Source organism: Priestia sp. P5_B4 (genome assembly GCF_056400385.1).
This window is the reverse complement of record NZ_JBFULJ010001409.1, coordinates 1-643: the sequence shown is the minus strand read 5'-3', so window position 1 is coordinate 643 and position 643 is coordinate 1. Positions and strand designations below refer to the sequence as shown.

1 protein-coding gene is annotated in these 643 nt (G+C 35.8%); it reads left to right on the top strand.

The window, feature by feature from the left end:
- A partial coding sequence (gene bshA / locus AC1DRF_RS31270) for an N-acetyl-alpha-D-glucosaminyl L-malate synthase BshA (RefSeq protein WP_477742735.1) occupies positions 1-643 on the top strand: 643 nt, incomplete at both ends.

Here is a 643-nt window from a genome sequence, read left to right as displayed (position 1 = left end):
GAGCTAGGGAAGCTGCTGGCTGAAAAAGGGCACGAAATTCATTTTATTTCCTCTAGCATGCCTTTTAGATTGACGAAAGTATATCCAAATATTTATTTTCACGAAGTAGATGTAAATCAGTACTCCGTCTTTAAATACCCTCCGTATGATTTGGCTTTATCCAGTAAAATGGCTGAAGTGGCTAAAAGAGAAAAGCTTGACATTATTCATACGCACTATGCAATCCCCCATGCCGTTTGCGGGATTTTAGCTAAACAAATGGTGGAGCACGAAGTGAAAATTGTGACGACTCTTCATGGGACAGACATTACGGTTCTAGGAGAGGATCCATCGTTAAAAGATTTAATTAAATTTGGAATTGAGAAATCAGATGCAGTGACGGCTGTATCTCAGTCACTTGTTGATCAAACTCACCATTTGATTAGTCCAGATAAAGAAATTGAAACGATGTATAATTTTATTGATGAACGAGTTTATCATAAAAAAGAAGTGCAGTATTTAAAAGCGGAGTATGGCATATTAGAAAATGAAAAAGTCGTTATTCATATTTCAAACTTTCGTCAAGTCAAAAGAGTTACAGATATAGTCAAAACATTTGCTATTATTAATAAAAAGCTTCAGTCTAAGCTGCTCCTTGTAGGAG